The following is a 20,853-nucleotide window of genomic DNA, read 5'->3' as shown; positions in this document are numbered from 1 at the left end:
GGCGCGCGCTCTTCGGCCGCACCCCGACGTGGGATGCAGGCCACGTGCCAAGGGCATATAATGCGAACAGTTCTTATTTGAGTATGCCCAGTGCGCCTCTCCGACGCGCCGAAAGGTGCCCAAGCCGTGGTCCAGTCCGTCAGTGATGCCCATCCCGCCGATCAGATCGCACAGCGACTGCGCGACCTGGGCTTCGTCGCGGGTGAGCCGGTGCGCCTCGTGGCCCGTGGGCCGCTGGGCGGCGATCCCTTGCTCATCCACATCGGTTCCACGCGCTTCGCCCTGCGGCGCAACGAGGCCGATCGCGTGGAAGTGAGCCTGGAGGGCGCCGCATGAGCGCTTCGTCGATGCGGATCGCCCTGGTGGGCAATCCCAACTGCGGCAAGACCGCGCTGTTCAACCAGCTCACCGGCGGCCGCCAGAAGGTGGCCAACTACGCGGGCGTGACGGTGGAACGCAAGGAAGGCCGCTTCGTCGCGCCCTCCGGCCGCACGCTCCAGGTGCTCGACCTGCCGGGCGCCTATTCGCTCGACGCCACCAGTCCCGACGAAGCCATCACCCGCGACGTCTGCCTGGGCCGCTATCCCGGCGAGGCGGTGCCCGACCTCATCGTCTGCGTGGCCGATGCCACCAACCTGCGGCTGCACCTGCGTTTCGTGCTCGAAGTGCGCCGCCTGGGCCGCCCGGTGGTGCTCGCGCTGAACATGATGGACGCCGCGCGCCGTCGCGGCCTGGTGATCGACGTGGCCGAACTGTCGCGCCGTCTCGGCGTGCCCGTGGTCGAAACCGTGGCCGTGCGTCGCGGCGGCGCGAAGGCGCTGGTCGAGCGCATCGACAGCGTGGTGCCCGCCATCGAGCCGATGCCCGTCGACGAGGCGGGCGTGGAACAGCTGCACGCCGAGGTACGCGCCATCCTCGCGGCCACCGTGACCACGCCGCGCAACACGGTCGCCCTCGACGATGCCATCGACCGCTGGGTGCTCCACCCGGTGTTCGGCCTGGGCATCCTCGCGGTACTCATGTTCATGATCTTCCAGGCGGTGTTCTCCTGGGCGCAGCCGGTGATGGATGCCATCGAGGCGGGCGTCGCCGCGCTGGGCACGACGGTCACGGGCTTCCTCCCCGAAGGCAGTGCCTTGCACAGCCTGCTCAACGACGGCGTGTTCGCCGGCCTGGGCGCGGTGCTGGTCTTCCTGCCGCAGATCCTCATCCTGTTCCTGTTCATCCTGGTGCTCGAGGAGTCGGGTTACCTGCCGCGCGCGGCCTTCCTGCTCGACAAGATGATGTTCCGCGTGGGCTTGACGGGCAGGGCGTTCATTCCGCTGCTGTCGAGCTTCGCCTGCGCCATTCCGGGCATCATGGCCACGCGCAGCATCCAGGACCCGCGCGATCGCCTCACCACCATCCTCGTCGCCCCGCTGATGACCTGCTCGGCGCGCCTGCCGGTCTACACGCTGCTGATCGCCGCGTTCATTCCCGACCGCGCCGTCTGGGGCGTGTTCAACCTGCAGGGCATCGTGCTGTTCGTGCTGTATTTCGCCGGCATCTTCAGTGCGCTGGCCGTCGCCTTCGTGATCAAGCGGCTGCGCAAGGATAAGAGCGAACACGCGCTGCTGATGGAGCTGCCGTCGTATCGCCTGCCGAACGTGCGCGACGTGGCGCTCGGTCTGTGGGAACGCGCGCTCATCTTCCTCAAACGCGTGGGCGGCATCATCCTCGCGCTCACCGTGCTGCTGTGGTTCCTGTCCAGTTTTCCGGGGCCGCCGGAAGGCGCCACCGCACCGGCCATCGACTACAGCATCGCCGGCCGCCTCGGCCGCCTGCTCGAATACGTGTTCGCGCCGATCGGCTTCAACTGGCAGATCTGCATCGCGCTGGTGCCCGGCCTCGCCGCGCGCGAAGTGGCGGTCGCGGCGCTGGGCACGGTGTATGCCATGTCCGGCAGCGACGACAGCATGGCCGCACAGTTGGGCCCGGTGATCGCGCACCAGTGGACGCTCGCCACGGCCCTCTCGTTGCTGGCGTGGTACGTGTTCGCACCGCAATGCATGTCCACGCTGGCGGTGATCCGCCGCGAAACCAACTCCTGGCGCAACGTCGCGGTGGCCGCCGGTTACCTGTTCGGGCTGGCCTACCTCGGTTCGCTGCTCACCTATCAGATCGCGAGGGCGCTCTCGTGAATACGTTCGACATCGTGCAGGGTGCGGTCATCGGGCTGGCGGTACTCGTCAGCGCGTACGTGGCTTATCGCAAGTTGTTGCCGAAGTCGTCGACGCGGGTGATGGCCCGGGTATCGGCGAGCCTCAACCACGATGGCCGCCCGGCCTTCGTGCGTGGCATGGGGCGGCGGTTGCAGCCCGCGGCGGCCACGGGAAGCTGCGGCGACGGGTGCGGCTCGTGCAACAGCTGCGGCCCGGCGCCGGCGCCGGCGCGTAGCGACGCGCAGCCTTTGACCTTCAAGTCGCGTCAGTGATGACGACCGGCGCGTGGCCCGCTTGGTAGGAGCCGCTTCAGCGGCGATTCCAGGTCGCGACACGGTTAGGAATCGCCGCTGAAGCGGCTCCTACCAAGCAGGGTTTGCCAGGCGGGGCTTCGTCGACATCAATCATGCCGTTGCTTGCGCCGTCGGCGCATGTTCCACCAGCTGATGCCGAGGTTCACTGCGAACCACGCTCCCACCAGCGCCAGGGGCCACGCGATCACCGCGGGCCAGATCACCGCCACCGCCGTCAGCACGAGCGCCACCAGCGTACCGGCCAGCAACGGCCCGCTCTCGGTATCGCCCAGCACGCGGTGCTGCGTGATCGCCGCACCCACGGTATTGGCCAGGCGCAACGCGCCCGCGGCGGCCCGGCCCGAGCTGCCACCGCCACGACGCGGTCGCGGCGGCCGCGGCGAGCGGCTGCGCATGCGCTCGTTGCCCGTGCGGCGGCTCCGTGGGCGCAGCAGGATCTCGGTGGCGTTTTCGAGGTCGGCCTCATATTGCTCGGCCAGTTGCGAGGCGAAACCCACGTCCTCGATGGCCACGTCGATCTCGCGATTGCTCAACCAGCTGGCGATGTTGAGGTTGGACGAGCCCACGCGCGCCCAGCGGCGGTCGGCCACGGCGGTCTTCGCGTGCAGCATCGAGCCGTTCCACTCGAACACGCGGATGCCCGCCTTGAGCAGCGGGCGGTATCCCGAACGCGACATGCCGGCGACCATGGGGATGTCGCTGCTTCCCGGGACCAGCAGGCGCACGTCCACGCCGTCGCGCGCGGCGGCCGACAGCGCCTGCACGTAAGGCGCTACGCCCACGAAGTAGGCGTCGGTGAGCCACAGCGTCTCGCGCGCCATCGCCGCCACCATCTGGTCGAGGCGGTACATGCCGGCCGTGCTGGGCTGCGTGGCGATCACGCGCAGCGAAACGTCACCGGCCGGCGGGGCGGCGGAAGGGGGCAGGCCCTCGGGCAGGGGATCCCCGGTTTCGCGCCAGCTATCGGCGAAGGCTTGCTCGATTTCGGCCACGGCGGGGCCGCGCAGCCTGACGCCGGTGTCGCGCCAGGGCGGCACATGACGGGAGGGATCGCCGAGCCATTTCTCGCTGATGCAGACGCCGGAGAGAAAACCCACCGCGCCGTCCACCGTCAGCACCTTGCGATGGTCGCGGCTGACCCAGCCGAAGGCACTGCCCAGCTTGGGCGGATTGTAGATGCGCACCTGGCCGCCGGCCGCGCGCAGGTCGTTCCAGAAAGCGCTGCGGGACTGGCCCAGGCAGCCGCCCCAGTCGGCGATGACGGCCACGAAGACGCCCGCCCGTGCCCGCGCCGCCAGGGCATCGAGGAAGCGCCGACCCACGGGATCGTCGCGGATGATGTAGTTCTCGAGGAACACGTGGCTTCGCGCGGCCGCGATGGCCTCCAGCCAGGCGTCGTAGTGGGCCTGGGCGTCGATCAGCAGGTCGGCGGCGTTGCCCTCGATGAGCGGGGCGCCGGCGCTGCGACTGAGTGCCTGTTCGGCGAAGAGGCGGTTGAAAAGGCCGTGGCGGTAGCGGACGTTCATGCCGGCGAGTGTAGCCGTCCTCCGGCCTGTCACGCGCTTGCGCTAAAATGCCCGGCTATGACCGAAGACCTCTCCAGCCGCCCGCGACCCGCGGAAGCCGGCGCCCGCCGCCCCAGCACGGGGGTGCAGATCGACCGCGTGACGGTCGGCGGCGGCGCGCCCATCGTCGTCCAGTCGATGACCAACACCGACACCGAAGACCCGGTATCCACCGCCAGGCAGGTGGCCGAGCTGGCGCGGGCGGGCTCGGAGCTGGTCCGCATCACGGTGAATACGCCCGCCGCGGCGGCCGCTGTGCCGCGCATCCGCGAGCGGCTCGACATGATGGGCATCTCGGTGCCGCTCATCGGCGATTTCCACTACAACGGCCACCAACTGCTCGAAGGCGAGCCGGCCTGCGCGGAGGCGCTGGCCAAGTACCGCATCAATCCGGGCAACGTGGGCTTCGGCAAGAAAAAGGACGCCCAGTTCGCCTCGATCATCGAGATGGCGATCCGCTACGACAAACCCGTGCGCATCGGCGCCAACTGGGGCTCGCTCGACCAGTCGATGGTCGCCGCGCTGATGGACGAGAATTCGCTGCGCGCCGATCCCTGGGATGCCGGCCACGTGGCCCGCGAGGCACTGATCCGTTCCGCGCTGGATTCCGCCGCGCGCGCCGAAGACCTCGGCCTGCCACGCGAGCGGATCATCCTGTCCTGCAAGGTGTCCGGCGTACAGGAATTGATCGCCGTGTATCGCGACCTGGCGCGTCGTGGCGATTACGCCCTGCACCTGGGCCTTACCGAGGCCGGCATGGGTTCGAAAGGCATCACGGCGTCCAGCGCCGCGTTGGCGGTGCTGCTGCAGGAAGGCATCGGCGACACCATCCGCATCTCACTCACGCCCGAGCCCGGCCAGTCGCGCACGGGCGAGGTGATCGTGGCGCAGGAACTGCTGCAGACCATGGGCCTGCGCGCCTTCACTCCGCTGGTCACGGCCTGCCCGGGTTGCGGGCGCACCACCAGCGAATTCTTCCAGGAACTGGCGAAGACCGTGCAGGGCCACGTTCGCGAGCGCATGCCGGAGTGGCGCGTGAAGTACGACGGCGTGGAAAACCTCACCCTCGCCGTGATGGGATGCGTGGTGAACGGGCCGGGCGAGTCCAAGCACGCCAATATCGGCATCTCGTTGCCGGGCAATGGCGAGGCGCCGTCGGCACCGGTGTTCATCGACGGCGAGAAGGCCATGACCTTGCGTGGCGACCACATCGCCGACGAGTTCGTGGCGATCCTCGACAACTACGTCGAGACGCATTACGCGGTTCGGCACGATTGATTCGCGGATACGATCGGCTCCCACCCCTTCGGTAGCAGGTTTCCTGCCGAAGGCGTGGGAGCCGATCTCATCGGCGAATCCTGCGAAGCGCAACCGTCACACCTTGCATGCGCCGTCACCGTCATCATGATGGGTGGCATACCACTGCAGGAGACAGGCATGACGCAGTCCGTACCCAAGCTGAAGTTCAACGACGGCCACGCCGCGCCGCAACTCGGTTTCGGCGTCTTCCAGATCCCCAACGACGAAACCACCCAGGCCGTGAAGGCCGCGCTCGACGCCGGCTATCGTTCGATCGACACGGCCGCCATCTACAAAAACGAAGAAGGCGTGGGCGAGGCCCTGCGCACGTCCGGTGTCGCGCGCGAGGACATCTTCCTCACCACGAAGCTATGGAATTCGGAGCAGGGTTACGACGCCACGCTGCGCGCCTTCGACGAAAGCCTGAAGAAGCTCGGCACCGACTATCTCGACCTCTATCTCATCCACTGGCCCACGCCGAAGAAAGATCGCTACGTGGACACGTGGAAGGCCTTCATCGAATTGCGCAAGCAGGGCCGTGTCCGCTCGATCGGCGTATCCAATTTCCAGCCGGCGCACCTGGATCGCATCGTGCAGGAAACCGGCGTGGTGCCGGTGGTCAACCAGATCGAATTGCATCCGGATTTCGCCCAGAACGACGTGGTGGCCGCCAATCGGAAGCATGGCGTGATCACCGAGGCATGGAGTCCGCTCGGGCAGGGCGGTGACCTGCTGAAGGACGACACGCTCGTGACGCTGGCGAAGAAGCACGGCAAGACGCCCGCGCAGGTCGTGCTGCGCTGGCACGTTCAGCTGGGCCACATGGTGATCCCGAAGTCGGCCACGCCCGAACGCATTCGTTCGAACATCCAGGTATTCGATTTCGAGCTGCGCGACGAAGACATGGCCGCCATCGCGCGGCTCGACAAGGGCAAGCGGATGGGCCCGCATCCGGACGACTTGAACTGATCGCGATGCGGGCTTCACGTCGGCGAGGCTAGGGTCGTGCCGGTAGCGCCGCCGTCGTGGCGCATCCGGAGAGGTCCATGCGATTGCGTGTCCTGATGCTCGCGCTGTGCCCGGTGGTCGCTTTCGCCCAGAATGCGACCAACCCGGCCGGCGCGCCGTCCCCGACCGACGCCGCCAGGCCCAACCCCGCCATGGCGCCGGTGCACTCCTCCACGACCGCGGGCCACCTCCCGCCGGTACAGCCCGCCTCCGGCGTGACCCAGCGCGTGCGCGAAGCGAACACGCACGACGTGGACGCGCAGGGCCATACCCTCGACCCCCACGGGAAACCCGTGGGTCAGTCGCCGGCGCCGGCCTCGTCGCGCTGACGGGCTCGCACGCTCTTGCGGGCGTGCGTTACCATCCGGCGGATACCGTCCCGCGGGGAGTTGCGATGAAACGAGCGTTCGCCATGGCTACCCTCGCCGTCGTGCTGGCGGGCTGTCAGGGCATGGGCGCGAAAATGGCCCGGCTCGACGTCGGCACCGGTCGCGACGAGGTCATCGATCGCCTCGGGCGGCCCGATTCCGATCGCACCATGGTCGGTTATGAGGTTTTGAGCTGGATCGATCGCCGGCCGTCGCGCTTTTCCTTCTCCCATCAGGACTACACCGTCGTGTTGAAGGACGGGAAGGTCACCCAGTTCGGACCGGGGTTGATCCGGCGCGACGGGAAGACGTCGTTGCAGATCGAGACGGGCGATCCGTAGTCGATTTCGCCGTTGGAGGATCGCCACGTCTACAGCCATCCCCGCCTACGATAGAACCAAAGCGCGACATACTCATGCAGGCTGCGCGCCGTCAGTGTCAGCGCATCCCTTCGCGGCAGCCATGCTGGCGCCCGAAGCAACCCGTCGCGATCCTCCCTCGCCGCCACCGGCACGACGCCGATCCCCTCGCGCCGGAAGCACCCCGCCGCGCGCCGGAGGTGGATATCCGAACTCACCAGCGCCACGGTGTCCACGCCATTCGCCTTGAGGATGGCCGCCGAGTCGCGTGCATTCTCGTGCGTGTTGGCGCTGACGCCCTCGACGCGCAGGTCGTCGGCGGGCACGCCCGCCCGGCGGAAGCGCCTGGCCAGTTCGTTGGCCTGGTCGCGGCCGGAGACCAGCAGGAGCGGGGCTCGCCCCTCATGCCACAACCGTAACGCCGTGCCGGCGCGCGTGCCCTCCGGCACCGTGCCGTCGCGCGGCAGCTTGCCCCCGCCCAACACCACGATGGCACCCACCCGCGAGGGCGCGGGTGGGGAGAAACCGACCAGGCCACCGCGCAGGGCGAGGGCCAGGACGGGAGTGGAGGCGAGCCATATCCATCCGATCGCGAGCGCGCCCAGGGCCAGGCCCTTGCGCGGATGGCGCAGGCCGATGAACAGCAGGGCGAGCAGTCCGAGCAGCAGGGACTGGATCGCGGGATGCAGCAGGCGGCTCGCGTAGTCCAAGACGAAGGTGGTAAGCCGCGATGACGGGGGCCTAGGATCGCGCGAACCGGCCCTGGCCGCCTTCGGTCGAACGGCATAGGCGGGCTGACGAATGGCGCGACGGCGTCGCGTCGATGACGATACCGCTCGAATGAAGTCACAGGGGCGGGTGATCACCATGACGTATCTGAATCGTGTCGCCGTAGTGCTCGCGACCGTGCTGCTCGGAGCTTGCGCCACGGGCGGAAGCACGTTGCCGCCACCGAGGCAGGAGGCGACCACTCCCGTGGTCGATGCCTATCGCATCGGTGTCGACGACCAGTTGCAGATTACGGTCTGGCATAACCCCGACCTGAGCGTGAGCGTGCCGGTCAGGCCCGACGGCAAGATCACCGTGCCGCTGGTCGGCGATGTCGACGCCGGCGGCCGCACCACCGACGAGGTCGGCGCCGAGATCCAGGGCAAGCTGGCCCAGTACATCCGCGATCCGCAGGTGGCGGTGATCCTCACCGCGCTGCGCAGTCACGAATACCTCTCGCGCGTGCGCGTCACCGGAGCGGTGCGCTCGCCGATCTCCATTCCCTACCGCCAGGGCATGACGGTGCTCGACGCGGTGCTCGCCGCCGGCGGCACCACGGAATTCGCCGCGCCCGACCGTACCGAACTGTTCCGCCACGACACGAAGGGCGCCACGCAGTCCTACGCGGTGCGCCTGGAAAAGATCCTCCAGCAGGGCGACCTGGAGAACAACTACCCGGTGCAGCCGGGCGACGTGATCACGGTGCCGCAGCGCGCCTTCTGACGTGCCCGCGACACGGGGCAAGGGGTAATCGATGAGCGGTGAAATGGTTCCTTTCGCGGGCATGTTGCCCGCCCTGGCGGGCGAGGCGAAACGCCGGCGCCTCGCCATCGGCGTGGTCTTCGCGGCGATCGCGCTGCTGGCGTTGGCCATCGGCGTGGCGTGGCCCAAGAAATACGAGGCCTCGGTGACGATCCTCGCGCAGGAATCGAGCATCATCACGCCGCTGATGGAGGGCGCCGCCGCCGCCACGGGCAACAAGAACCGTGCCGGCATCGCCCGCGACGTGATCTTCAGCCGCAAGGTGCTCGACGACGTGCTCGAGCGCGGCGGCTGGGCGGCCACCCAGCCGTCGCCGCTGGAACGCGACAAGCTCATCGAGGGCATCAAGTCGCGCACGAAGATCGCGAACGTGCGCGACAACCTCATCACCATCAGCTACTTCGACTCCGACCCGCGTCGCGCCTTCGAGGTCACCCGCGCCTTCGGCCAGCTCTTCATCAGCGAAAGCCTCGCCTCGAAGCAGCGCGAAAGCCGCGAAGCCTACGAGTTCATCAACAGCCAGGTCGAGGCCTACCGCACCAAGCTGACCGACGCCGAGGACAAGCTCAAGGCGTATCGCGACGCCAATCCCGACGCGCGCCCCGGCAGCGAGATCGACACCAATTCGCGGATCAGCCAGCTGCGCACGCAGATCGAAACCAATCGCATGGACTACATGCAGAAACAGTCGCAGGCCGCGGCGATGGCGGGGCAGTTGTCGGGCGAATCGGAAGTGAACGCCGTGCAGACCGTCGGCGGCATCTACCAGACCCAGCTCGCCGACCTGCAGGGCCAGCTCGACAAGCTGCTGATGAACTACACCGAAGAGTATCCCGACGTGATCCGCGTGCGTCACCAGATGGACGACGTGCGCAAGCAGATGCAGGTGGCCGACGCACGCCGCGCGGCCGGCGCGCCGATGCCGATCGACCACGCCTCCACGCTCAACCCGGTGTACCAGCAGATGCGCATCCAGCTCGCGGCCGTACGCAGCGATGCCGCCGCCAGCGCGGCCCGCGTGTCGGCCAGCGAATCGATGCTGCAGGCCGAACTGGAGCGCAGCAAGCGCATCGCCAATTCCGAGAACGTCACGGCGGAGCTGACCCGCGACTACACCGTGAACCGCGATGTCTACCAGGATCTGCTCAAGCGGCGCGAAAACGCGCGCGTGTCGATGAACCTCGACGCCGAGCAGCGCGGCCTTACCTTCCTGGTGCAGAACCCCGCCGTCTTGCCGCTGGTGCCGTCGGGCCTGCGCTTCATGCATTTCGGCCTGGCCGGCCTCCTGCTGTCCGTGGCGGTGCCGTTCGGGTTGCTCTTCGCCGTGGCGCGCTTCGACCCGCGCGTACGGTCGGCCGCGCAGCTGGAAAAGGCCACCGGGTTCCCGGTGCTGGCGACGGTGCCGTTCTATCCGACCCCCCGCGACCGCCGTCGCGACTACCTGCAGAACATGACGCTGGTGCTGATCGTAGCCCTCGTCGGCCTGGTGTACCTGTTGATGTTCTGGATCCGGATGAAGGGCTGACCGATGAAAAAGACCGCCGTGGACCCCATCGATTACGCCGACCTCGTGGACACCGACGCCCACGTGTCCACCGGCAGCACCATCGCGCGGATGCGCGAGGAATCCCATGCGCTTGCGCCGATCGACTGCGAGCGCAAGCGACTCATCCATCGCGAGGAATCGGTACGCCAGCAGTCGGACGCGTTCCGTGGCATCCGCACGCGCCTGCTGGAGATGTCCGGCGAGGGCAACTTCGTGACCCTGGTGGTCGCGGTGAGCCCGCGCTCCGGCGCGAGCTTCGTGGCACGCAACCTGGCCACGGCCTTCGCCTTCGACGAAGCCAAGACCAGCCTGCTGGTGGACTGCAACCTGCGCTATCCGAACCAGCACAAGGCGCTGGGCATCGAGCCGGCCACCGGGGGGCTCATCGATTTCCTGGAGCATCCGTCGCGCGGCATCGCGTCGATCATGTACCAGACCGGCGTGCCGCGCCTGCGCCTGATTCCTGCGGGCAAGTCGCGCGAGAACGGTGCCGAATACTTCTCGTCGTTCCGCATGCGCGCGGTGCTGGATTCGTTGCGCTGCCGCTATCCCGACCGTTACCTGTTCCTCGACGGGCCGCCGGTGAAGGGGTCGCCGGATGCGCGCATCCTCGCCGACCTCGCGGACGTCGTGGTGCTGGTGGCCGGTTACGGGCGCGACACGCCCGCGTCGATCAACCAGGCCGTGGCCAATTTCGATCCCGCCAAGCTCGCCGGCGTGGTGTTCAACCAGACGCCGTGACGGCGGCGGTCCGGTGCATGGCAGGACGCCATGCCGGAAGGGGGGCAAGGGGAACTTTCATGGCATCGACGATGCTCGCTCGCGCGATCCTGCTTGCGTTGGCCGCGGCTCCCGTCGTGGCGAGCGCCGGCACGCTCGACTACACGGTGTATGCGGGGCTGGAGCACAGCAACAACGTGGCCCTGTCGTCCGACCGGCCGCTCAGCGAGAACGTGCTGACGCCGGGCGCGACGTTCCAGTTCCTCCAGCAGGGTTCCACCCTGCAGGCGAACATCGCAGGCACGTTCGAATACCGTCGTTACCTGGAAAACCGGTTTGATTCGCAGACCCAGACCCAATTGGCGGGCCAGCTCAACTGGACGATCGTGCCCGACCGCTTCGACCTGGCCGTCGAGGATTACGCCGGCGTGCAGCCGGTGGACCAGTTGGCATCCGATTCGCCGGACAACCAGCAGCAGACCAACGTGCTCGTGATCGGCCCGACCTGGCGCATGCGCTTCGGCGGGGCGGCACGCGGCCAGCTCGAACTGCGCTACATCGACAGCTACGCATCCAAGGTGGACGACTTCGATTCCAGGCGCGGTCTCGTCGCGTATCGCCTCTATCGCGACCTCAGTCCCACCGACCAGATCTCCGCGAACGTCGAGTACCAGCACGTCGATTTCAATAACCAGCCTTCGAGCGCGAACTACGATCGCGAGGAAGCCTTCGTGCGCTACACGAGCACGTTGGCGCATTTCGATGCCGACGTGGTGCTGGGTGGTACCCGAATGGAATGGAATACCGGCGGGAGCTCGTCCGCGCCGCTGGCGCGCCTGCGCATCGGCTGGCAGCCGACGCCGCGCAACGCCTTCACGCTGGCCGGTGCCTACCAGTACGCCGATGCGGCGCAGGACATCATCGCCGCGCCGGGCACCACCGGCGCCGGCGGCCTGGGCGACGCGGCCGACCGCGTCGAGTCGCTCGATCCCTTCGCCAACACCGGCGGCCTGGGCCGCGGCGCAGCCTCCGGCATCAGCGTGGGCAGCGCGGTGATCGGGTCGCAGGTCTACAAGGAGCGGCGCCTGGAAGCCTCGTGGAACTGGCGGTCGGAGCGGATCAACCTCACCGTGTCGCCGGCGTTCAACACACTTCGGTACCGCGACGACCATACGTTCGACCAGACGGCGCGCGGCGTCAGCGTCGGCCTGGGCTATCGCATCCGTCCCACGCTGACGCTGTCGGGATTCGGCACGTTCGAAAAGCTTCGCTACGACACCCTCGACCGCAGGGATACCACCGTGCGTCTCGGCCTGGACCTCTCCCAGCAGTGGAACCGCCACTGGAGCTGGCATGCCTCGGTGGCCAGGGAGCGCCGCACCAGCGACGCGGTGGGGCAGAGCTACCGCGAAACGCAGTTCTTCGTCGGCGTGGTCTACAGGAGATAACCATGCGCACCGATTCGGACCTTCCGTTCTTCTTCGGACCCGATGCCGGCCTGTTCGGCATGTACCACGCACCCGCGGGACGCGCGCGCCTGGGCGTGCTGATGTGCCCGCCCCTGGGCCAGGACCTCATCCGCTGCCATCGTCTCTACCGGCAGATGGCGCAGTCGCTCGCCGGCAAGGGCGTGGCGGTGCTGCGCTTCGATTACCACGGTACGGGCGATTCCGCCGGCGACAGTGTCGAGGTCGACTGGCAGCGCTGCGTGGCTGATACGGCGACCGCCGCGGGCGAACTGCGCCTGCGCGCGGGCACCGATCGCATCGTGGCCTTCGGTGCGCGCCTGGGCGCGAGCATCGCGATGAGCGCGACGCGCGCCGGCTTCACCGAGGTGATCGGTTGGGACGCGGTGCTCGACGGTGCGGCCCACGTGGCTCGCCTCGACAGCTTGCAGGTCGCGCTTCGCGAAGACACGGGACGGTTCAATCATCCGCGCGGGCACGACGATGTGGCCGGCCAGTGGCTGGGTTTCAACGTCGGCGAGCGTTTGCGCGCGCAGCTGTCGGGGTTGCGCATCGCCTCTCCGCCGGTCCCTACGCTGCTCATCGAGTCGGGCCATGGCGAACCCTCGGCCAACGGCGCTCGCGTGGTGTCGCTCGGCCATCCCACCACCTGGGACGACCTCGGCCGACTGGAGAGCGCGATCCTCTCGCACCCGTTGATCCAGGCCGTCACCACGCACCTGGGAGCCGCCGCATGATCCGCGAAGAGGCCCATCGCTTCGGACGCGCGAGACACCTCGTCGGCATTGCCGGGCTGCCGGACGAAGCGCGGGGGAAGGTCGGCGTCATCGTCATCAACGCCGGACTGGTCCACCGCATCGGGCCGTTCCGGCTGCATGTCGAGATGGCCCGTCGTCTCAACGAGGACGGGTACCCCACCTTGCGCTTCGACCTGTCCACGCTCGGCGACAGCGGCGCGGCGGGCGGCAGCCTCACGCGCACGCAGCAGGTGTGCGCCGACCTGTCGGACGCGATGGCGCTGCTCGCCGAACGTTCCGGGTGCGAACGCTTCGTGCTCGTGGGGCTGTGCTCCGGTGCGCAGAACGCGCATACCGTGGCCGCGACCGATCCCCGCGTGGCGGGCGCCGTCTTCCTCGATGGCTATGCGTATCGCACGCCCGGTTACCGGCTGCGCCACTACCTGCCGCGCCTGTTCGACCCGGCACGGTGGTTGCGCCGCCTTCGCCGCAGGAAACCGGCGAGCGTGTCCTCGGCCACCTCGTCCGATCCGATCTTCGCCGTGGCGCCCGCGCCGCGCGACGAGGTGATCGCCGATTTCACCGGCATGGTGGAGCGCGGCATGAAGCTCTACCTCGTCTACTCCGGCGGCATCAGCAACGTCTTCAACCATACGCGGCAGTTTCGCGAATGCTTCGGCAGCGTCATGGGCCATCCGTCGGTCACCACCCGCTACGCGGGTGAAACCGATCACACCTACATCCTCACCGGCGACCGTTCGCGCCTGCTCGACGGCATCGGCGACTGGATGTCGCGCAATTTTCCACGGGGCGGTGCGGGGAGTCCGGCATGAATACGGTGATGGTGACGGGCGGCGCCGGCTACATCGGCAGCCACACGGTGCAGCAGCTGATCGCCCGCGGCGATCGGGTGGTGGTGATCGACAACCTCTCCACGGGGTTCCGCGAGGCGGTGCATCGCGACGCGGTGTTCGTGGAAGGCAACGTGGGCGACCGTGAGCTGGTCTCGCGCACGCTGGAGACCTGGGGCGTGGATGCCGTGCTGCATTTCGCCGCGCATACCGTCGTGCCCGAATCGGTGGCCGATCCACTGCGCTACTACGACAACAACACCTGCAACACGCGCAACCTGTTGGCCAGTTGCGCGGGTGCCGGGGTGGACAAGTTCATCTTTTCCTCGACGGCCGCGGTCTACGGCAACACGGACGACGGCGTCGCCGACGAGGACACGCCGACGCGGCCGGCCAATCCGTACGGCAACTCGAAACTGATGTCCGAGACCATGCTGCGCGACTGGTGCGCCACGGGCGCGATGCGGCACGTGATCCTGCGTTACTTCAACGTCGCCGGTTGCGATCTCCTGGGCCGGATCGGGCATTCCGCGCCGCACGCCACGCTGCTGGTGAAGGTGGTCTGCGAGCATGCGGTGGGCAAGCGCGATTGCGTGTCGATCTACGGCACCGACTACGCCACGCCCGACGGCACCGGCGTGCGCGATTACATCCACGTGGATGACCTGGCCGCCGCGCACCTTCGCGCGCTCGATTACCTTCGCGCCGGCGGTTCGTCCACCACGCTCAATTGCGGTTATGGCCATGGCTACAGTGTGCGCGAGGTGATCGACGCGGTCGCGCGCGTCGGCGGCCACGCCTTGAACGTGGTGGAACTGCCGCGCCGGCCCGGCGACATCGCCATGCTGATCGCGCGCAGCGACCGCCTGCGCGACGTGCTCGGTTGGCAACCGCGGTACGACGACCTCGACGTCATCGTGCGTACCGCGCTGGCGTGGGAGCGGCACATGGTGGAAGCGAGCCTGCCGAGGGTATCGGCCGCATGAGACAGGCCATCGCCACGCCGGGGCGCCGCCGGCGTCACTGGCACGAACCGGAGCGCGCGCCGCCGTCGCTGTCGCGCCACGTGCTCGTCGTACTCGGCCTTCTGCTGGGCCTCGCGGCCATGGGGTGGTCCGGGCATGCGCGGTCGGCGGACCGCCTGCCCGACGCGCAACGCATCGAGGTGGTCCGTATGGCCGGGCAGGGCGACGCGCTTCCGGTATCGGTCGGCATCCCGTTGCCTCCCGGTGCCTTGCACGATGCCGCGATGCTGCGGATCGTCGATGCGAAGGGCATCGACGTGCCGGCCGCCGTCACGCCGATGCTCACCTGGCACGTCGGCAAGGAGAAAGGGACCCTGCGCGCCGTCCGCGCCCAGTTTCGTGGTGCGCCGGGTCGCTATTATTTCCTGGTCGACACGAAGCGTACGGCGGCACTCGAGCCATGGCCGTACGCGAAAGGGCTGGTGGGCGAGCGTCCCGCCGCGCTCGCCACGCTTACTCCCGAATGGCTCACGGCCTCGCTGATCGCGGGGCCGCAGTCCGTCGCCAGGCGTGGCGAGGCGTATGCCGGCTATGTCGATGCGCAGTTCAAATGGGCAAAGGACATGCCGGTCAAGGACAGCACGGCGTGGCTGTTCGATCGCCCGTCGACGCTGTTCAAGGCCTACGTGCGCACGGGCCGGGCGGATTACCTGGAAGCCGCCGAGGAAAGCTATCGCTGGTACATGAAAGGCATTCGCCGCGAGGGCATCGCGGCCAGCCCCGTCTGCGCTGGCGGCTGGCTGCCCGACGAAAAGCCGTGTGACGTCAAATACGTCTACATCGAGCCGATCCTGCTCGCCGTGGCGCTGACCGGTGACGACGGCATGCACGACGCGGTGCTGGTGGAGAAGATGGCCACGCTGTGGAACAACGGCGGCTGGAACGGTGAGCCGGGCCCCTATCGACACCCGGACGATTACTTCACCGAGCGTCTGGCCGGGCTCGGCCTGCTGGAAACCGTCGCCGCCTACGAACTGACCGGCGACGAAACCTACCGTGAGCGCATCGACGCGCGCGTGGGCTGGCTGCAGGCACACCAGGCCAGCAACCCGGACGGTCTCGGCGACGACGGCTCGTGGCGCAACAGCTGGAACGTCCACGAGAACGATCGTGGCGGGAAGGACGACGTGCGCGGCGCCTCGCCATGGATGAGCGAGAACATCATCGACGGTCTCTGGCATGCCTGGCTGGTGACCTCGGACCGGCGCATCCCGGACATGATCCTCGGCTTCGGACTTTATCTGGAACGCTACGGCTGGATCGACCCGAAACTGCTCGTGTCGCCGCACGACTGGCGCAACGGCTGCTCGGGTCCCGACGGGCAGATCGCCTGGTACTGGTCCTCGTCGAAGGCCGACGTAAAGGCCTTGATGAAGATCCAGGAATCCGAAGGCTGGTACAGCGACGGCCACACCGTGGAACTGGGCCTGCCCGTCGCCGCCGCGTATTACTTCGCCCACGATGCGGCGCAGGCGGCCCTGTTCAAAAAGCGCTTCGACGCCATCGAGAACTCGTATGCGCCCGCGTGCGCGGCCATCTCGGATACCCTGCGGCGCTTCAACTGGAACAACCGCGGCGCGGGCGTGGCCCAGTGGATGATCCGGCAGACGCCCGGGGCGGGGCGCGCGCCATGAACCGCCGCATCGCCGTCCTGCGCAGCGTGGGCATCGTCACGGTGTCCACCTACGTCGAATACGCGCTCGGCCTGCTGATGAGCGTGTGGATCGCCCGCGCCCTGGGCCCGAGCGACTTCGGCCGTTATGCGTTCACGGTATGGTTGTGCGGCTGGCTCATCGTGTGCTCCAACCACGCGCTCACCACCTCGTCGACGAAGTTCATCGCGGAGGCCGACGGCATGGGCCAACCGTCGCTGGCCGCGCACCTCGCGGCGCGCTTCTCGCGCCTGCAGACATGGAGTTCGGCTGCCGTGCTCGCGCTCTTCCTCATCGGTGCACTCATCGTGCGGCCGAGTGAGTGGAACGGCGACGTGTTGGCCATCGTGGGGCTCGTAGCGATCGCCGTCGTGGCGAAGGCCAACTACGCGATGCTCGTCGCCATCGGCAAGGGACAGGAGCGCTTCGAGCCCGAAGCCGTGGCCACCGTGGCGGGCGGCATCGTGGGCATGCTGTTCGTGCTCGCGGCGATGCTGTTGCACCTGGACCTGACGGCGTTCGTGGCGCTGTTCGCGGTGGCCTGCCTGATGCTCAACCTCATCAACCGCCTGATGTACCGCCGTTGCTGCCGTCCCTTCGCGCCGGGCGACGTGCCGGAAGCGATGATGACGCGGGTGAATCGCCACCTGCGCCTGACGGCGGCCCTGGTGCTGATGGGCTCGTTCCGCGTGGGCACCATCGAGGTCTTCCTGCTCACCACGTTCACCGGTTCGGTGGCCGTGGGCTATTTCGCCATCGCGGGCACGTTGACCCGCGGCGCGGTGCAACTGTTTTCGGTGGGGCTCACCTCGACGTTGCTGCCCTATATGGCCAAGACCTTCGGCGAGAGCGGGGCGGCACGCGCCGCGCGATTCCTTTCCGAGGCTACGCGCTTCTACTGGGCGATGGGCGTCGCCATCGCCGGCCTGGGGCTGGTCACCACGCCCGAGATCGTGCGGCTGATGTACGGCGAGCGTTACGTCGCCGCGATTCCCGCCATCGAAGCCACGCTCGTGCTCGGTGGCCTGCTGCTGATCGGCAACGGCATCGCGGCCTTCCAGACCGTGGTGGACCGGCAGGACGACCGCATCCGCATCGCGGTGGTCGCGCTGGCGGCCAACGCCATGCTCGGCATCGCGCTGATTCCGCCCTTCGGCCTGGCCGGGGCCGTGCTCACCTATGCCGGTGCGCGCGTGGTGGAGATGGCCCTGGCCGTGCACTACCTGCGCAAGGCCACGCACGGCGGCCTCCCCCTGGCGTCGATGGCCCGGCTGTTCGCCGTGGGCGCGGCCGCCACCCTGGCGGCCTGGGCCGTGACCGATACCTTGCCGTCGCGCTGGGGATTCCTGCCGGGCGCGCTCGTCTTCATGCTGGTGTACGTGCCGGGCAGCGCCCTGGTGCGGTATTGGACCCGCGACGACCTGCAGCTCATGGAAGGCATCGGCCGCCGCCTCGGGCCGCCGGGACGCTTCTTCGTGCGCGCGTTGGCCAGCGTGCAACCCGCTGCCGTGAAGGCCTCGCCATGAACGTGCTCTGTTCCACCTTGCATTCGCTCGACGAACTGCGCGCCATGCGCGACGACATGGCCGCGGTGGCCGAGCAGGCGGAGGCCGCCAGCAGCATCGTGCAGCACCCGGACTGGCTCGACTACGAAGTGTCCTCACGCGACGACGGCACCACGCCCTACGTGGTCATGGCGCACGACGAGAAGGGCCGCCTGCTCGGATACGCCCCGCTTCTGGCGGCCGAACACACGGCGCGGCTCGACCTGGCCGGCCGCCGCCTTCGCGTGTATCGGGGCACGGCGCTACGCCTGCTCGGCTCCGGCGTGGTCGCGGCAGCCGCCCATCGCAAGGCCGTGGGCACGGCCATCGCACGGCAGCTTACCGGCGAGCCGGCCCTGCGGGTCATCCGGATCCAGGAAGCCCGGCTCGACGACCCCTTCGCCGCCGAACTGGCGAAGGGCAGGGGATTCCGCGCGGTATCGGCCCACCTTCGCGAGCAGACGCATTGGACGATCGATCCCCAGCCCTCGTCGGACGCGTGGCTCGCCTCGCTGGACAAGAAGAAGCGTACCGACCTGGTGCAGCGCGTCGGCCGCGCGTACCGCAAGCTCGGCGGCGATGCCGCGTTGCACGTGTTCGACACCCCCGAGGCCATGCCGGCGTACTGCCGGCTGATCAACGAGGCGTACGCGCGAACCTGGCACCACGACGACTTGCCGATCGACTGGGAGGCGCCCGCGCGGGTGGCGCTGTTCCAGCGCCTGGCCGCGTCGGGGCAGTTGATCGGCCACGTGGTGTTGCGCGAGGGACGGCCCCTGGCTTATGTCCACGGTTACCGGATCGGCGGCACCTACCTCGTGGAAGACCTGGGCTACGACGAGGCGGTGGCGAAGGCGGGCATCGGGTCGGTGGCCGTGTTCCAGGCCATCCGCGGGGTGATGGACCGTTTTCCCGGCGAGCGGATCAGCTTCGGCTACGGCGACAACCAGTACAAGCGTGTGCTCGCCAGCCGCGGTGAGCCCTGCGGCTCGCTCTACATCGTGCGCTCGGGCACCGCCACCGCGGGCTTCCACATGTATGCACCGGCGCGCTGGCTCTACCGTGGCCTGCACCGCATGCGCGCGGTCAGTCGCGCAGGTGCCCCAGCAGCTCGCTGACTTCCTCCTCGGTAAGGCCCACGGCCTCGACGGAAAGCCACACCGAGCGTCCGCTGACGCTCTCGGTGAGCTGGCAGGCGCCCTCCATCGGCAGCTTTCCGTGGAGTTCGTCGCCCAGCTCGATGAGGCCGTCGTAAACGCTGGCGACCGCGAAACCGCCATGCCGCTCGAGCACCGCGAATTGCAGGTCGGCATGCCACCACACCACGCGCGAGGTCATCCGCATCAGGAGGTGACCGCCAGCGAGGCGATGGCGTGGAGACGGTTCGCGTAATCGCTGAAACCCAGGCCCGAGGCCGTGGGATCGTCTTTCGCGTCGAACAGGTAGATACCTTCCATCGCGATGCGCGCACCGAGCGCCTCGAGTTCGAGAAGCACGGCTTCGTCGAGTTGCAGCCGGATAGGTACCGTGCCGTCGATCTCCTCGTTGGAGGGCCCGCCCGACCGGGAAAGGCCGACCGGCAACCCGTCGACGTTGAGCACGACGAAGCGGTCCTCCGCGACCTGTCGCAGGAAATGAGGGAAGAAGCGGCGGTAGAAGGAGCGATGCACGGTCACGAACGATGGCGGGGCGCTGGGGATGCGCGCAGTCGGCGACTTTAGCAGCAGTTCATCGCCGACGCCCGGTCTTCGGCTTCTTTTTGTACATTTCCTCCGCCTCGACGAATTTGTCGAAATAACGCACGACCATCTCGGCGACTTCCGTGTTGATGAGATTCTCGTCGATCTGGGGGTTGTCCACCGCCATTTCCGTGGCCGAGTACATCACCTCGGTGGACAGGCGCATGGCCACGCGCAGTGCGGCCTCGTCGGCGCCAGGGTAGCGATGCCGCAGCCCCTGGTAGGTGGTTTCGGTGACGTCGTCGTGCGAATCCAGGCGGATATGGCGCAGCGTGGGCACCGCGCGGAGCGCGCGCATGATCCAGATGGCCCCGGGGAAGCGCCGCGTGGCGGCGTTGATCGCCGTCTGCATGTCGCGCAGGCTCCGGATGCTGTCGTCCCGCGAACCGTCGTAGGGGGTCGCCTTCTCCTGCTCGAGCCACTCCCTGTACGCGCGGTTCTGGTGCTTCATCAGGCGCTCGCCCAGTTCGTTGAGGATCGCGTACTTGTTGGGGAAGTAGCGATACAGGGCGGGCGGCGAGATGCCCGCCTTTTCGCAGATGAGGTTGGTCGAAAGGCGCTCGACGCCGACCTCGCCGAGCAGCCGGCCGGTGACGCCGAGGATGGCTTCGAAGGTCTCCTGCGCACGCTGCTGCATGGGCTGCTGCTTGGTATCCAGACGGATGGACGTCTTGGCGGCCGAACGCTTGCCGGGTTTCGCCCGGTTCATCGTGGTTCCTTGCATGTCCATTCCTCTTTCTTCATGGATGCCTTGCCGATTTGGTTTCAGATGATACGGAATTGCGATGGGAAAAGGCTCGCCGAACCACGCGTTCCGCAGCGTCGAGCCATGCATGCGGCGCAATGCTGACATGCATTCGCGCCATACGGAGGTGCCACGGGATCAGGCCACGAAAACGTCAAAACACTGTCATTTTTAAAAAGTAGTT

22 protein-coding genes are annotated in these 20,853 nt (G+C 68.0%); 17 read left to right on the top strand and 5 right to left on the bottom strand.

Annotated elements, in window-relative coordinates:
- The first annotated feature begins 90 nt into the window (after positions 1–90).
- Genes JNG39_RS07780 through JNG39_RS07770 form a run of 3 tightly spaced genes read left to right on the top strand, consistent with a single transcriptional unit; the run spans position 91 to position 2,473 of the window.
- Positions 91–336, top strand: a complete 246-nt coding sequence (locus JNG39_RS07780) for a ferrous iron transport protein A (protein ID WP_368310578.1) — start codon at positions 91–93, stop codon at positions 334–336.
- Positions 333–2,180 carry a ferrous iron transport protein B gene (gene feoB / locus JNG39_RS07775; RefSeq protein WP_368310577.1) on the top strand — a complete coding sequence of 616 codons (1,848 nt, stop codon included), beginning with the start codon at positions 333–335 and terminating at the stop codon, positions 2,178–2,180. Before JNG39_RS07780 ends, feoB begins: the two co-directional genes overlap by 4 nt.
- Positions 2,177–2,473 (top strand): DUF6587 family protein, encoded by a 297-nt coding sequence (locus tag JNG39_RS07770; RefSeq protein ID WP_368310576.1) that lies wholly within the window; start codon positions 2,177–2,179, stop codon positions 2,471–2,473. The genes feoB and JNG39_RS07770 overlap by 4 nt, the downstream gene beginning before the upstream one ends.
- Before the next feature lie 128 nt (positions 2,474–2,601).
- Here the strand turns inward: JNG39_RS07770 and JNG39_RS07765 are convergent, their stop codons facing one another.
- Entirely contained in the window at positions 2,602–4,041 is a 1,440-nt protein-coding gene (locus JNG39_RS07765) for a phosphatidylserine/phosphatidylglycerophosphate/cardiolipin synthase family protein (protein WP_368310575.1), read from the bottom strand.
- A 57-nt stretch (positions 4,042–4,098) separates the two neighbouring features.
- On the opposite strand from JNG39_RS07765, the gene ispG reads away from it, so the two are divergent.
- The 4 genes from ispG (at position 4,099) to JNG39_RS07745 (ending at position 7,096) form a co-directional block, all read left to right on the top strand.
- Complete coding sequence (gene ispG / locus JNG39_RS07760; protein WP_368310574.1) at positions 4,099–5,358, top strand: flavodoxin-dependent (E)-4-hydroxy-3-methylbut-2-enyl-diphosphate synthase; 1,260 nt, start codon at positions 4,099–4,101, stop codon at positions 5,356–5,358.
- 159 nt (positions 5,359–5,517) lie between these two features.
- Positions 5,518–6,348 (top strand): aldo/keto reductase, encoded by an 831-nt coding sequence (locus tag JNG39_RS07755; protein ID WP_368310573.1) that lies wholly within the window; start codon positions 5,518–5,520, stop codon positions 6,346–6,348.
- A gap of 77 nt (positions 6,349–6,425) precedes the next feature.
- Entirely contained in the window at positions 6,426–6,716 is a 291-nt protein-coding gene (locus tag JNG39_RS07750; RefSeq protein ID WP_368310572.1) for a hypothetical protein, read from the top strand.
- Positions 6,717–6,799: 83 nt separating this feature from the next.
- Entirely contained in the window at positions 6,800–7,096 is a 297-nt protein-coding gene (locus JNG39_RS07745; RefSeq protein ID WP_368310571.1) for a hypothetical protein, read from the top strand.
- Between the two features lie 29 nt (positions 7,097–7,125).
- Here the strand turns inward: JNG39_RS07745 and JNG39_RS07740 are convergent, their stop codons facing one another.
- Positions 7,126–7,824, bottom strand: a complete 699-nt coding sequence (locus JNG39_RS07740; RefSeq protein WP_368310570.1) for a YdcF family protein — start codon at positions 7,822–7,824, stop codon at positions 7,126–7,128.
- A gap of 157 nt (positions 7,825–7,981) precedes the next feature.
- Here JNG39_RS07740 and JNG39_RS07735 point away from each other — a divergent pair, with 157 nt between their 5' ends.
- Genes JNG39_RS07735 through JNG39_RS07690 form a run of 10 tightly spaced genes read left to right on the top strand, consistent with a single transcriptional unit; the run spans position 7,982 to position 19,303 of the window.
- Complete coding sequence (locus JNG39_RS07735) at positions 7,982–8,605, top strand: XrtA/PEP-CTERM system exopolysaccharide export protein (RefSeq protein ID WP_368310569.1); 624 nt, start codon at positions 7,982–7,984, stop codon at positions 8,603–8,605.
- A gap of 31 nt (positions 8,606–8,636) precedes the next feature.
- On the top strand, positions 8,637–10,169 hold the full coding sequence (locus tag JNG39_RS07730) for an XrtA system polysaccharide chain length determinant (RefSeq protein ID WP_368310568.1): 1,533 nt from the start codon (positions 8,637–8,639) through the stop codon (positions 10,167–10,169).
- A gap of 3 nt (positions 10,170–10,172) precedes the next feature.
- The gene (locus tag JNG39_RS07725) at positions 10,173–10,931 is read left to right on the top strand and encodes a polysaccharide biosynthesis protein (protein ID WP_247366822.1); all 759 of its coding nucleotides are present in this window, start codon (positions 10,173–10,175) and stop codon (positions 10,929–10,931) included.
- Positions 10,932–10,990: 59 nt separating this feature from the next.
- Positions 10,991–12,358 carry an outer membrane beta-barrel protein gene (locus JNG39_RS07720; RefSeq protein ID WP_368310566.1) on the top strand — a complete coding sequence of 456 codons (1,368 nt, stop codon included), beginning with the start codon at positions 10,991–10,993 and terminating at the stop codon, positions 12,356–12,358.
- A gap of 2 nt (positions 12,359–12,360) precedes the next feature.
- The gene (locus tag JNG39_RS07715; protein ID WP_368310565.1) at positions 12,361–13,113 is read left to right on the top strand and encodes an alpha/beta hydrolase; all 753 of its coding nucleotides are present in this window, start codon (positions 12,361–12,363) and stop codon (positions 13,111–13,113) included.
- On the top strand, positions 13,110–13,946 hold the full coding sequence (locus JNG39_RS07710; protein WP_368310564.1) for an alpha/beta fold hydrolase: 837 nt from the start codon (positions 13,110–13,112) through the stop codon (positions 13,944–13,946). Before JNG39_RS07715 ends, JNG39_RS07710 begins: the two co-directional genes overlap by 4 nt.
- Complete coding sequence (gene galE, locus JNG39_RS07705; RefSeq protein WP_368310563.1) at positions 13,943–14,950, top strand: UDP-glucose 4-epimerase GalE; 1,008 nt, start codon at positions 13,943–13,945, stop codon at positions 14,948–14,950. Before JNG39_RS07710 ends, galE begins: the two co-directional genes overlap by 4 nt.
- The gene (locus JNG39_RS07700) at positions 14,947–16,623 is read left to right on the top strand and encodes a hypothetical protein (protein ID WP_368310561.1); all 1,677 of its coding nucleotides are present in this window, start codon (positions 14,947–14,949) and stop codon (positions 16,621–16,623) included. The genes galE and JNG39_RS07700 overlap by 4 nt, the downstream gene beginning before the upstream one ends.
- Entirely contained in the window at positions 16,620–18,167 is a 1,548-nt protein-coding gene (locus JNG39_RS07695) for an oligosaccharide flippase family protein (RefSeq protein WP_368310560.1), read from the top strand. The genes JNG39_RS07700 and JNG39_RS07695 overlap by 4 nt, the downstream gene beginning before the upstream one ends.
- Complete coding sequence (locus JNG39_RS07690) at positions 18,164–19,303, top strand: GNAT family N-acetyltransferase (RefSeq protein ID WP_368310559.1); 1,140 nt, start codon at positions 18,164–18,166, stop codon at positions 19,301–19,303. Before JNG39_RS07695 ends, JNG39_RS07690 begins: the two co-directional genes overlap by 4 nt.
- On the opposite strand, the gene JNG39_RS07685 is transcribed toward JNG39_RS07690, so the two are convergent.
- The 3 genes from JNG39_RS07685 to JNG39_RS07675 are packed head-to-tail and all read right to left on the bottom strand — an operon-like array spanning position 19,272 to position 20,648.
- Positions 19,272–19,529 carry a hypothetical protein gene (locus tag JNG39_RS07685; RefSeq protein WP_368310558.1) on the bottom strand — a complete coding sequence of 86 codons (258 nt, stop codon included), beginning with the start codon at positions 19,527–19,529 and terminating at the stop codon, positions 19,272–19,274. The two genes, JNG39_RS07690 and JNG39_RS07685, sit on opposite strands and share 32 nt — an antisense overlap.
- Positions 19,529–19,855 (bottom strand): hypothetical protein, encoded by a 327-nt coding sequence (locus JNG39_RS07680; protein ID WP_368310557.1) that lies wholly within the window; start codon positions 19,853–19,855, stop codon positions 19,529–19,531. The genes JNG39_RS07685 and JNG39_RS07680 overlap by 1 nt, the downstream gene beginning before the upstream one ends.
- A gap of 58 nt (positions 19,856–19,913) precedes the next feature.
- Positions 19,914–20,648 (bottom strand): TetR/AcrR family transcriptional regulator, encoded by a 735-nt coding sequence (locus JNG39_RS07675; RefSeq protein WP_368310556.1) that lies wholly within the window; start codon positions 20,646–20,648, stop codon positions 19,914–19,916.
- Positions 20,649–20,853: the final 205 nt, after the last annotated feature.

This window comes from Luteibacter sp. CQ10, from assembly GCF_040900725.1.
In the GTDB taxonomy this organism is placed as follows: Bacteria; Pseudomonadota; Gammaproteobacteria; order Xanthomonadales; family Rhodanobacteraceae; genus Luteibacter.
The sequence above is the reverse complement of the archived record's forward strand: the minus strand, read 5'-3'. Positions and strand labels throughout refer to the sequence as shown.

Bases quoted from the DNA above. Each gene is read 5' to 3' on its own strand.
- JNG39_RS07715 (WP_368310565.1), top strand. From the start codon at position 12,361: ATGCGCACCGATTCGGACCTTCCGTTCTTCTTCGGACCCGATGCCGGC.
- JNG39_RS07690 (WP_368310559.1), top strand. From the start codon at position 18,164: ATGAACGTGCTCTGTTCCACCTTGCATTCGCTCGACGAACTGCGCGCC.
- JNG39_RS07710 (WP_368310564.1), top strand. From the start codon at position 13,110: ATGATCCGCGAAGAGGCCCATCGCTTCGGACGCGCGAGACACCTCGTC.
- JNG39_RS07755 (WP_368310573.1), top strand. From the start codon at position 5,518: ATGACGCAGTCCGTACCCAAGCTGAAGTTCAACGACGGCCACGCCGCG.
- JNG39_RS07730 (WP_368310568.1), top strand. From the start codon at position 8,637: ATGAGCGGTGAAATGGTTCCTTTCGCGGGCATGTTGCCCGCCCTGGCG.
- galE (WP_368310563.1), top strand. From the start codon at position 13,943: ATGAATACGGTGATGGTGACGGGCGGCGCCGGCTACATCGGCAGCCAC.
- JNG39_RS07685 (WP_368310558.1), bottom strand. From the start codon at position 19,529: ATGCGGATGACCTCGCGCGTGGTGTGGTGGCATGCCGACCTGCAATTC.
- JNG39_RS07735 (WP_368310569.1), top strand. From the start codon at position 7,982: ATGACGTATCTGAATCGTGTCGCCGTAGTGCTCGCGACCGTGCTGCTC.
- JNG39_RS07745 (WP_368310571.1), top strand. From the start codon at position 6,800: ATGGCTACCCTCGCCGTCGTGCTGGCGGGCTGTCAGGGCATGGGCGCG.
- JNG39_RS07765 (WP_368310575.1), bottom strand. From the start codon at position 4,041: ATGAACGTCCGCTACCGCCACGGCCTTTTCAACCGCCTCTTCGCCGAA.
- ispG (WP_368310574.1), top strand. From the start codon at position 4,099: ATGACCGAAGACCTCTCCAGCCGCCCGCGACCCGCGGAAGCCGGCGCC.
- JNG39_RS07725 (WP_247366822.1), top strand. From the start codon at position 10,173: ATGAAAAAGACCGCCGTGGACCCCATCGATTACGCCGACCTCGTGGAC.
- feoB (WP_368310577.1), top strand. From the start codon at position 333: ATGAGCGCTTCGTCGATGCGGATCGCCCTGGTGGGCAATCCCAACTGC.
- JNG39_RS07700 (WP_368310561.1), top strand. From the start codon at position 14,947: ATGAGACAGGCCATCGCCACGCCGGGGCGCCGCCGGCGTCACTGGCAC.
- JNG39_RS07675 (WP_368310556.1), bottom strand. From the start codon at position 20,648: ATGCAAGGAACCACGATGAACCGGGCGAAACCCGGCAAGCGTTCGGCC.
- JNG39_RS07695 (WP_368310560.1), top strand. From the start codon at position 16,620: ATGAACCGCCGCATCGCCGTCCTGCGCAGCGTGGGCATCGTCACGGTG.
- JNG39_RS07720 (WP_368310566.1), top strand. From the start codon at position 10,991: ATGGCATCGACGATGCTCGCTCGCGCGATCCTGCTTGCGTTGGCCGCG.
- JNG39_RS07750 (WP_368310572.1), top strand. From the start codon at position 6,426: ATGCGATTGCGTGTCCTGATGCTCGCGCTGTGCCCGGTGGTCGCTTTC.